Origin of the sequence: Citrobacter sp. wls757, assembly GCF_005280935.1 — a bacterium.
GTDB lineage: Bacteria > Pseudomonadota > Gammaproteobacteria > Enterobacterales > Enterobacteriaceae > Citrobacter > Citrobacter portucalensis.
In genome coordinates, this window is record NZ_SZWU01000015.1 from 172,798 (window position 1) to 182,854 (window position 10,057).

At 52.8% G+C, this 10,057-nt stretch carries 10 protein-coding genes; 7 read left to right on the top strand and 3 right to left on the bottom strand.

Features of this window, described 5'->3' with window-relative positions:
• Positions 1-102 precede the first annotated feature (102 nt).
• The 4 genes from hupB to fadM all read left to right on the top strand — a co-directional run bounded on the left by hupB (position 103) and on the right by fadM (position 3,562).
• Complete coding sequence (hupB, locus tag FDW94_RS02645) at positions 103-393, top strand: nucleoid-associated protein HU-beta (RefSeq protein ID WP_219352570.1); 291 nt, start codon at positions 103-105, stop codon at positions 391-393.
• Positions 394-661: 268 nt separating this feature from the next.
• Complete coding sequence (ppiD, locus tag FDW94_RS02650; protein WP_003831016.1) at positions 662-2,536, top strand: peptidylprolyl isomerase; 1,875 nt, start codon at positions 662-664, stop codon at positions 2,534-2,536.
• 146 nt (positions 2,537-2,682) lie between these two features.
• Positions 2,683-3,057, top strand: coding sequence for a helix-hairpin-helix domain-containing protein (locus FDW94_RS02655; RefSeq protein WP_003831017.1), 375 nt, complete (start codon positions 2,683-2,685; stop codon positions 3,055-3,057).
• 106 nt (positions 3,058-3,163) lie between these two features.
• Positions 3,164-3,562, top strand: coding sequence for a long-chain acyl-CoA thioesterase FadM (fadM, locus tag FDW94_RS02660; protein ID WP_003021636.1), 399 nt, complete (start codon positions 3,164-3,166; stop codon positions 3,560-3,562).
• A 105-nt stretch (positions 3,563-3,667) separates the two neighbouring features.
• Here the strand turns inward: fadM and queC are convergent, their stop codons facing one another.
• On the bottom strand, positions 3,668-4,363 hold the full coding sequence (queC, locus tag FDW94_RS02665; protein WP_137377090.1) for a 7-cyano-7-deazaguanine synthase QueC: 696 nt from the start codon (positions 4,361-4,363) through the stop codon (positions 3,668-3,670).
• A gap of 65 nt (positions 4,364-4,428) precedes the next feature.
• The gene (locus tag FDW94_RS02670) at positions 4,429-6,129 is read right to left on the bottom strand and encodes an SgrR family transcriptional regulator (protein WP_137377091.1); all 1,701 of its coding nucleotides are present in this window, start codon (positions 6,127-6,129) and stop codon (positions 4,429-4,431) included.
• Positions 6,130-6,273: 144 nt separating this feature from the next.
• Between FDW94_RS02670 and cof the strand changes: the two genes are divergently transcribed.
• A complete protein-coding gene (gene cof / locus FDW94_RS02680) occupies positions 6,274-7,092 on the top strand; it encodes an HMP-PP phosphatase (protein WP_137377092.1) in 819 nt (272 codons plus the stop codon).
• Between the two features lie 50 nt (positions 7,093-7,142).
• Here the strand turns inward: cof and FDW94_RS02685 are convergent, their stop codons facing one another.
• A complete protein-coding gene (locus FDW94_RS02685; RefSeq protein WP_137377093.1) occupies positions 7,143-8,198 on the bottom strand; it encodes a PLP-dependent cysteine synthase family protein in 1,056 nt (351 codons plus the stop codon).
• 116 nt (positions 8,199-8,314) lie between these two features.
• On the opposite strand from FDW94_RS02685, the gene decR reads away from it, so the two are divergent.
• Together decR and FDW94_RS02695 are read left to right on the top strand one after the other, a co-directional pair.
• Positions 8,315-8,773 (top strand): DNA-binding transcriptional regulator DecR, encoded by a 459-nt coding sequence (decR, locus tag FDW94_RS02690; protein ID WP_003831023.1) that lies wholly within the window; start codon positions 8,315-8,317, stop codon positions 8,771-8,773.
• A 44-nt stretch (positions 8,774-8,817) separates the two neighbouring features.
• Positions 8,818-10,057, top strand: a 1,240-nt coding sequence (locus FDW94_RS02695; RefSeq protein ID WP_249358259.1) for a SmdA family multidrug ABC transporter permease/ATP-binding protein, incomplete at its 3' end; no start/stop codon positions are given.

Consider the following 10,057-nt stretch of genomic DNA (forward strand, 5'->3'; position numbering starts at 1 on the left):
CGGATTAGGCTTGCCATCATTAACGGGTGTTGTAAGGGCATGGCAGGCCTGATATAACTGCTGCGCGGTCGCACTTTGAAGGATTCAGGTGCGATATAAATTATAAAGAGGAAGAGAAGAGTGAATAAATCTCAACTGATCGACAAAATTGCTGCAGGGGCTGATATCTCTAAAGCTGCGGCTGGACGTGCGTTAGATGCAATTATTGCTTCTGTTACCGAATCTCTGAAAGAAGGTGATGACGTAGCGCTGGTAGGTTTTGGTACTTTTGCCGTTAAAGAGCGTGCTGCCCGTACTGGTCGCAACCCGCAAACAGGTAAAGAGATCACCATCGCCGCGGCTAAAGTACCGGGCTTCCGTGCAGGTAAAGCACTGAAAGACGCGGTAAACTAAGTGATTTCCCCTTTGGGGATGTGACGAAGTACAAGGGCGCATCGACTGATGTGCCTTTTTTATTTGTAATTCCGGTACTTTCTATGCGTTGTGGGCTGACAATTGCCCCTGTTTCTTGTCACAATAGACCTTTGTGCGCAGCGTTCAGGAAACGCTATGCTGCGTGAAGCATATATACTCAAAATCCTTGTTGCCGTTGTTGTCATCAACGCGGGGGCAGCAGAGAGGATAACGCGTATAGTCATCTACAGCGGAGTGTGGTTACACCATGATGGACAGCTTACGCACGGCTGCTAACAGTCTCGTGCTCAAGATTATTTTCGGTATCATTATCGTGTCGTTCATTTTGACCGGCGTGAGTGGTTACCTGATTGGCGGAGGCAATAACTTCGCCGCCAAAGTGAATGGCCAGGAGATCAGCCGCGGGCAGTTCGAGAATGCGTTCAACAGCGAACGTAACCGCATGCAGCAACAGCTGGGCGATCAATACTCCGAGCTGGCCGCGAACGAAGGTTATATGAAAACGCTGCGTCAGCAGGTGCTGAATCGTCTTGTTGACGAAGCACTGCTGGATCAGTATTCCCGCGAGCTTAAGCTCAACATCAGCGACGATCAGGTTAAACAGGCCATTTTCGCCACGCCTGCGTTCCAGGTGGACGGCAAGTTTGATAACAACCGCTACAATGCGATTGTCAATCAAATGGGAATGACTGCAGACCAGTACGCTCAGGCATTACGTAATCAGCTTACGACACAGCAGCTGATTAACGGTGTTGCCGGTACGGACTTCATGCTGAAAGGCGAAACGGACGAACTGGCGGCGCTGGTCGCACAGCAGCGTATCGTGCGCGAGGCGACGATTGACGTTAACGCACTGGCCGCGAAGCAGTCTGTTACCGAGCAGGAAGTTGCCAGCTACTACGAGCAGAATAAAAACAACTTTATGACGCCGGAACAGTTCCGCGTGAGCTACATCAAGCTGGACGCTGCTGCAATGCAGGAGACGGCCAGCGATGCTGATATTCAGTCTTACTATGACCAGCATCAGGATCAGTTCACTCAGCCGCAGCGTAACCGCTACAGCATCATTCAGACCAAAACGGAAGATGAAGCCAAAGCGGTACTGGACGAGCTGAACAAAGGCGGTGATTTTGCTGCGCTGGCGAAAGAAAAATCTGCCGATATCATCTCTGCCCGTAAAGGCGGCGATATGGGATGGCTGGAAGATTCCACCACCCCGGATGAGCTGAAAAATGCTGGTCTGAAAGAAAAAGGCCAACTGTCTGGCGTAATTAAGTCTTCCGTTGGTTTCCTCGTTGCGCGTCTTGACGACGTACAGCCTGCGCAAGTTAAACCGCTGAGCGAAGCCCGTGACGAGATTGCGGCAAAAGTGAAGCAGGAAAAAGCGCTGGATGCGTACTATGCGCTGCAGCAGAAAGTCAGCGACGCGGCCAGCAATGATAACGAATCTCTGGCGGGTGCAGAGCAGGCTGCGGGTATGAAAGCGGTTGAAACGGGCTGGTTTAGCCGTGACAGCCTGCCGGAAGAACTGAATTTCAAACCAGTCGCTGACATCATTTTCAATGGTGGTCTGGTTGGTGAGAACGGTACGCCTGGCAGTAACTCCGATATCATCACCGTGGACGGCGATCGTGCGTTCGTGCTGCGTATTGCAGAGCACAAAGCCGAAGCCGTGAAGCCACTGGCTGAAGTGAAAGAGCAGGTAACTGCGCTCGTTAAGCACAATAAAGCAGAGCAGCAGGCGAAGCTTGATGCCGATAAACTGCTGGCGGATCTGAAAGCCGGTAAAGGCGATGAAGCGATGAAAGCGGCGGGTCTGAGCTTTGGCGAGGCGAAAACGCTGAGCCGTACGGGTCAGGATCCGCTGAGCCAGGCTGCCTTTGGTCTGAGCCTGCCGGCGAAAGACAAACCGAGCTACGGCGTCGCGAACGACATGCAGGGTAATGTTGTTCTGTTGGCGTTGGACGAGGTGAAAGCCGGTTCTATGCCTGAAGCGCAGAAGAAAGCGATGGTTCAGGGGATCACTCAGAACAACGCGCAGATTGTCTTCGAAGCGCTGATGAGCAACCTGCGTAAAGCCGCAAAAATTAAAATCGGTGATGCGCTGGAACAGCAGCAATAACCGAGGCAGTTCGCAAAAAATTGCAAAAAGTTGTATCTACCAAAGGCCGCTTTCGCGGCCTTTTCCATTTCTGATATTTGCCGTTTGTCTGCCGTTCTGCACCTCGCTATCGTGATTCCACTGTTAACAAACAAGGAGAAAACAGTATGAAACATGGAATCAAAGCTCTGCTTATCACTCTTTCATTGACCTGCGCTGGTATGGCCCAAACCGCATTGGCGGCTGAGCCTGTCGCCAAAAGCCAGGCGACTCAAACCAAAGCGGAAAACCCAGGGGCAGCACAAAGCAAAGCCACACTGCCCGCTAAAGCAAGCGACGATGAGGGCACCAGGGTAAGCATCAACAGCGCTTCTGCGGAGGATTTAGCGCGAGTTATGAATGGCGTGGGTCTAAAGAAAGCGCAGGCGATTGTGAGCTATCGTGAGGAGTACGGGCCGTTTAAAACGGTGGACGATTTAAAGCAGGTGCCGGGCATGGGCAGTTCACTGGTTGAGCGTAACCTGGCAGTTTTAACACTTTAATAACTTGCAGAGCGCTGAAAGTTTGCCAGACTGTAGAGGTCATACCAGTTATGACCTCTTTACCCAAAAATCTGTTCCTATAAAAACAACGTAAGGCTCCTGCGCTATGCAAACACAAATCAAAGTTCGTGGTTTTCATCTTGATGTCTATCAGCACGTTAACAATGCCCGCTATCTGGAGTTTCTGGAAGAGGCCCGCTGGGATGGTCTGGAAAACAGCGACAGCTTTCAGTGGATGACCGCACACAACATCGCTTTTGTGGTTGTGAATATTAATATCAACTACCGACGACCTGCGGTGCTGAGCGACCTGCTGACTATCACCAGTCAGGTTCAACAGTTAAATGGCAAAAGTGGCGTGTTAAACCAGACCATTACCCTGGAGCCGGAAGGGCAGGTGGTGGCAGACGCGCTGATTACGTTCGTCTGTATTGATTTGAAAACGCAAAAAGCGTTGCCGCTGGAAGGGGAGTTGCGCGAAAAACTGGAGCAGATGGTGCAGTAGTGGCTGCGACTGCCGGAAGGCGACGCTCAAGCGTCTTATCCGGCCTACAAGAGTTGCTGCAACTGCATGTGGGCCGGATAAGCAAAGCGCCATCCGGCAATACAATCACTTTAACCCGGTTTTCTGCTTCATTGCCGCCATCACTGCTGGTTTATCCGCCAGATAATGGTTCAGGCCGTTGGCACGCAGATTACACGCCGCACAGTGACCGCAACCGTCACCTTTGATGCCGTTATAGCAGGTCAGCGTTTCTTCGCGTACCAGGTCCAGCTTGCCCCAATAATCGGCCAGTGCCCAGGTTTCGGCTTTATCGATCCACATTAGTGGGGTTTCAAAGCGAATATCTTTCGCCATCCCCAGGCTTACAGCATGGTTCAGGGCTTTAACGAACTCATCGCGACAGTCCGGATAGCCGGAGAAGTCGGTCTCACAAACGCCGGTAATGACCGCCTCTGCCTGCACCTGGTATGCGTAAATTGCTGCCAGCGTTAAGAACAGAATATTGCGTCCAGGCACAAAGGTATTGGGAATGCCGTTCGCATCCGGTTCGTAATCGGGTACCGGAATGTTATCGCGGGTCAGGCTGCTGACAGCCAGTTCACTGAGCAATGTGACATCAAGCACTTTGTGCGCGCGCGCGCCAAGTTTTAAGGCCAGGTCACGTGCGACATCAATCTCAGCGCGATGGCGCTGAGCATAATCAAAGGTCACGCAGTGCACTTCATCATACTGATGCAGCGCTTGCGCCAGACAAGTCGTGGAGTCCTGACCTCCACTGAATACAACAACGGCACGTTTCATGGCTTTTCCTGACAAAATAACGAAGCCCTTATGGTAGCGCCTGGGCGTGCCGTCGACCAGCTTCTTCACGCGGAAGGAGGTGGCAGCCAGGCTTCGGTAAACTCGAACCAGCCACGAGGATTCAGGCGTACGCCGTTCACGCCCGGTGGCGCGCTGATGCGATAGTGATAATTGAACAGTGGCGTCAGGGTAGCGTCATGCATTAGCGTGGCGAAAACTTGTTGTAAAGCCGCGTGGCGATCGTCCTCATCGGCCTGAATTTGAAGGGCATCCAGGGTCGTTTGCAAATGTGTGTATGCTGGCGCATTCAATACATGTGACCAGAGCTGATCGCAGCGCAACCACTGTTCGAGAGTATATTCAGGTGCCTCACCAATCAGCCTGTCGCCCATCATCAGGTCGGCCTGGGCTAAGGGATGATCGCCATCCCAGTTTTTAGCATTATGAAAAATAAGCGTTAATTCACAGCCGAGCAGCGCCAACGCCTGGCGAAGCTGTTCAGCCATAGCGTGAAGTTCTACCGGCAGGTGATAAGCCAGCGTCAGCTTTTCCGGCAGCGCTACCTCGTCGAGTTCATCCCATTGCGGGATAGTCCATCCAGGCAGCAGAGCATTGCTTGGCGTGATCAGATTTTCATCCACTTCAAGCGTTTGTAGCAGGGAAGAACGGTGGATGATATTGATTAGTCTACGGGCCTGCTGCGTATTCAGGCGCGCGCTTTTTCTGAGCGTGAGATAGCAAAAACCAAGACTGATCCCGCTGCTTACCTGGCTTAGCATAGGCAACTCTTCGGGTTTACCAATCGCAATTTGCACCGGATGGCGACAGCTGGTGCCCAGATCCTGGGAGAAGAGCTGCGGGGTTATCCAGTATTCAATGGCTTTTAGCAGCGGATGACTCAGATGGTAGTGATCGTGACTCTCGATACGCACCAGCTCAGGAGTAAACAGCGTCAGCCGGAACGGGCCGGTACCCACAAACGGGTGCTCAGGATGCGCCAGGTGACTGCTGTAGCTTGCCAGACGGTGCGCCAGCCAGTAGTCGGGACGATGCAGAATAAAGGTCAGACACTGGGGATGCGTCACCTCAATGCGCTTTACGCTGATAAACAGCTTATTCAGCGCGGGGAGTTCTAACAGCTTCAGCAACTGCTGATGTAGCTGTGTGCTGCTGACCGCATCGCCGTTATGCCAGTACAGGGTGGAACGAATATAGAAATCCCAGCGCAGGCCGTCAGCGGAGATATTCCAGTGGTGGGCTAAGTCTCCACAGGGACGTTGCGTAGTGCTGTCAAACCGGGTCAGGCCAGAGAAAACTTGTCCAGCGAGGTGTTGCTCCGCGCGACCGGGGAGAAACCCGGGGTGTAAGGGGTCGAGCGGGCGGTAATAGGGTATACGCAGGGTTGGCGTGTCGTTTTGCCACTGACCGCCCATAAACGGTTGTAACAGTGTTCTTAATTCACCCGGTGCCAGCTGAGCCAGTTCCAGTACGCTAAGCTGCTCGCCCTTTTGCAGCGCCTGTTCCATCATGGTGTTGCGCAGTGAATCTGGCGTCACTAAAAACTGCAGCTGCCCGCGTTTCCCGCGCCCCGACTGGGCATGCCACTCCAGCCAGCCTGCATCCTGCGCTTGCTTTAGCAGGGTACGCACATGGCGTTCGCTACAAAAACAGCGTTCGGCCAGTTCCCCGACGGTCACCGACTGCGGTTCGCCGTTCGAGGGCAGCCACAGGCGTTGGTACTGGTTCAGGCGATTAAGCAGACGCATTGATACTTTTTCCTTCAGGATGTTCGTTAACTGTGTATGCGTAGAGAAACCCGGAACAATTCATTTTATCTATTCACTATTACTTCCGTATATCTCAGGTGATACTGGATCACAAGTTAACCGCGTCACAGTGTGGAGAAAGAAATGGCTCGTATGGCTGCATTTGATATGGATGGCACCCTTTTGATGCCGAATCACCATTTAGGTGACGAAACGCTTTCAACGCTGTCGCGCCTGCGTGAACGCGATATTACTCTGACATTTGCTACCGGTCGCCATGTGCTTGAGATGCGTCATATTTTAGGCTCGATCTCACTGGACGCCTTTTTGATCACGGGTAATGGCACGCGCATTCACTCTCTTGAGGGCGATGTGTTACACCGTCAGGATCTGGATCCGAATGTCGCGGATATTGTGTTGCATCAGAAGTGGGACACTACCGCCAGCATGCATGTCTTTAATGACAATGGCTGGTTCACCGGACAAGAGATCCCCTCGCTGCTGCAGGCGCATGTGTATAGCGGATTTCGCTACCAGATCGTCGATGTGAAACGTATTCCGGCGCATCAGGTTACGAAAGTCTGTTTCTGCGGCGATCATGACTCTCTGATCCAATTGCGAATTCAACTGAATGAAGCGCTGGGTGAACAGGCGAATCTCTGTTTTTCCGCGTTTGATTGCCTTGAGGTGCTGCCGCTGGGCTGTAATAAAGGATCGGCATTGGCGGTGTTGAGCGACCATTTAGGTTATTCAATGGCCGAGTGTATGGCGTTTGGCGATGCCATGAACGATCGCGAAATGTTAGGCAGCGTTGGGCGCGGCCTGATTATGGGTAACGCGATGCCGCAACTGATTGCTGAACTGCCTCATTTATCGGTGATTGGGCATTGCCGTAATCAGGCAGTGTCACACTTTTTGACGCATTGGCTGGACAATCCACATCTACCTTATTCCCCCGAATGAGAGATCCCTTCCAGCAAGCCAGACTTCGCGTCTGGCTTTTTTTTATCCCATTAATGGGTGTTCAGTAGTTGGGCAAGCTCCGCTTTCCACGGCGTTAAATCACCGATGTGCGCGTCGACCCACTGTGGGTTGTAGTAGGTTTCCAGATAGCGTTCGCCGCTGTCACACAACAGTGTCACCAGCGAACCGATAACGCCTGCATCGCGCATACGGGCGGCAAGTTGTAGCGTTCCCCACATGTTTGTGCCGGTAGAGGCGCCGACCTTGCGGCCCAACTGCGTTTCCAGCCAGTGTGCGGTGGCCACGCTTGCGGCATCCGGCACGCGCAGCATTTCATCGACCACGTCAGGAATGAAAGACGGTTCGACACGCGGGCGGCCAATGCCTTCAATTTTACTTCCTACCGGACTGCGTAACGTGGCATCGCGATCCTGCCAGAAGGGCAGAAAGACCGAGTTTTCCGGGTCTACCACCATCAGTTGAGTATCGTAGCCCTGACAGCGAATATAGCGGCCAATGGTTGCTGAGGTGCCACCGGTTCCGGCGCTCATCACAATATGGCGGGGAACGGGGTTGAGCTCGCACTGCATCTGACGAAAGATGCTGTCTGCGATATTATTATTGCCGCGCCAGTCGGTGGCGCGCTCAGCGTAAGTGAACTGGTCCATGTAATGACCGTTCAGCTCACGCGCCAGTTGCTCAGAGGCCGCATAGATTTCGCAGGCGCTTTCCACGAAATGACAGCGACCGCCGTAAAATTCAATCTGTTCAACTTTACGTTTTGCCGTACAGGAAGGCATGACGGCAATAAATGGCAACCCTAACAGTCGAGCGAAATAAGCCTCAGAGACCGCTGTTGAACCGGACGATGATTCAATGATGGTGGTGCCTTCTTTGATCCAGCCATTGCACAATCCGTACAGAAACAGTGAGCGCGCCAGACGATGCTTCAGACTCCCGGTCGGATGCGTGCTCTCATCTTTTAAATAGAGCTGAATGCCCGGGAACGCCGGTAGCGACAGGCGAATGAGATGCGTATCCGCAGAACGCTGATAATCCGCGTTGATTTCATTGATGGCGTTTTTAACCCAGGAGCTATTCATCATTAATAGATATCCATTTGTCATTTTGTGCCCAGAATAGCGAAAAGCACGGAAAAAATTGTTGCCATTTAGCCTTTAAAATAGAATGTAAGGAGAAAATTCTTCTCTGTGGAGTGGATATGTTAGACAAAATTGACCGCAAGCTACTCGGCTTACTGCAACAGGACTGCACCCTTTCTTTGCAGGCATTAGCAGATGCCGTTAATCTGACTACCACCCCTTGCTGGAAACGTCTCAAACGACTCGAGGATGACGGTATCCTGCTGGGCAGAGTCGCCCTGTTGGATCCAGAAAAACTGGGGCTGGGCTTAACGGCGTTTGTGCTGATCAAAACTCAGCATCACAGCAGCGAATGGTATTGCCGCTTTGTCACTGAAGTGACCGGAATGCCCGAGGTTCTGGGGTTCTGGCGTATGGCAGGGGAGTATGACTACCTGATGCGAGTGCAGGTTGCTGATATGAAAAGCTATGATGAATTCTATAAGCGCCTGGTGAACAGCGTACCGGGCCTGTCTGACGTCACCTCCAGCTTTGCCATGGAACAGATTAAATACACAACTGCTCTACCTATTGAATAATTCTCCCGGCGCTTATTGCCGGAAACCTTGTCAGGACATAACGCGTGCGATTATTTGCTCAATTAAGCTGGTACTTCCGTCGGGAGTGGCGTCGCTACCTCGGGGCTGTGGCCTTGCTTATCATCATCGCTATCCTTCAGCTTATTCCGCCGAAAGTGGTCGGGATCATTGTGGATGGCGTGACGACTCAACGCTTCACCACCGAGCGGCTGCTGATGTGGGTGGGGACAATTGCCCTGATTGCCGTGGTGGTTTATTTGCTGCGTTATGTCTGGCGCGTGCTGCTGTTTGGCGCATCCTACCAACTGGCGGTTGAACTGCGGGAAGATTATTACCGTCAGTTGAGTCGCCAGCATCCAGAATTTTATCTGCGTCACCGTACGGGCGATCTGATGGCGCGGGCAACCAACGATGTCGATCGCGTCGTATTTGCCGCCGGAGAAGGGGTGCTGACGCTGGTGGATTCGCTGGTAATGGGGTGTGCGGTGCTGATCGTGATGTCAACGCAGATAAGCTGGCAACTGACGCTCATTGCGCTGCTGCCGATGCCGGTGATGGCGTTGATGATCAAACGTTACGGCGATCGACTCCATAACCGTTTTAAGCTGGCGCAGGCGGCGTTTTCCAGTCTCAACGATCGTACTCAGGAAAGCCTGACCAGTATTCGTATGATCAAGGCCTTTGGGCTGGAGGATCGGCAGTCGGCATTATTTGCCGCTGATGCTGAAGATACCGGTAAGAAAAACCTGCGTGTGGCGCGCATTGACGCCCGCTTTGATCCTACGATTTATATCGCCATTGGTATGGCTAACCTGCTGGCGATTGCTGGGGGAAGCTGGATGGTGGTTCACGGCTCGCTGACGCTCGGGCAGCTCACCAGCTTTATGATGTATCTCGGTCTGATGATTTGGCCGATGCTGGCGCTGGCCTGGATGTTTAATATCGTCGAACGCGGCAGCGCCGCGTATAGCCGAATTCGCGCCATGCTGGCAGAAGCGCCGGTAGTGGATGACGGTACTGAACCGGTGCCGGAAGGACGCGGCGAGCTGGCGGTGGCGATTCGCGAATTTTGTTACCCGCAAACCACCCACCCGGCGCTGGAAAATGTGAATTTCCAGCTCAAACCTGGACAGATGCTGGGCATCTGTGGTCCGACCGGCGCGGGAAAAAGTACGGTGCTGTCGCTGATCCAGCGTCATTTTGATATCACCCAGGGCGATGTGCGCTTTCATGATATCCCATTAACGCGCTTACAGCTGGATAGCTGGCGCAGCCGACTGGCGG

Coding starts and splice junctions, on each gene's coding strand:
- ppiD (WP_003831016.1), top strand. CDS start 662: ATGATGGACAGCTTACGCACGGCTGCTAACAGTCTCGTGCTCAAGATT.
- FDW94_RS02655 (WP_003831017.1), top strand. CDS start 2,683: ATGAAACATGGAATCAAAGCTCTGCTTATCACTCTTTCATTGACCTGC.
- fadM (WP_003021636.1), top strand. CDS start 3,164: ATGCAAACACAAATCAAAGTTCGTGGTTTTCATCTTGATGTCTATCAG.
- queC (WP_137377090.1), bottom strand. CDS start 4,363: ATGAAACGTGCCGTTGTTGTATTCAGTGGAGGTCAGGACTCCACGACT.
- FDW94_RS02670 (WP_137377091.1), bottom strand. CDS start 6,129: ATGCGTCTGCTTAATCGCCTGAACCAGTACCAACGCCTGTGGCTGCCC.
- cof (WP_137377092.1), top strand. CDS start 6,274: ATGGCTCGTATGGCTGCATTTGATATGGATGGCACCCTTTTGATGCCG.
- FDW94_RS02685 (WP_137377093.1), bottom strand. CDS start 8,198: ATGATGAATAGCTCCTGGGTTAAAAACGCCATCAATGAAATCAACGCG.
- decR (WP_003831023.1), top strand. CDS start 8,315: ATGTTAGACAAAATTGACCGCAAGCTACTCGGCTTACTGCAACAGGAC.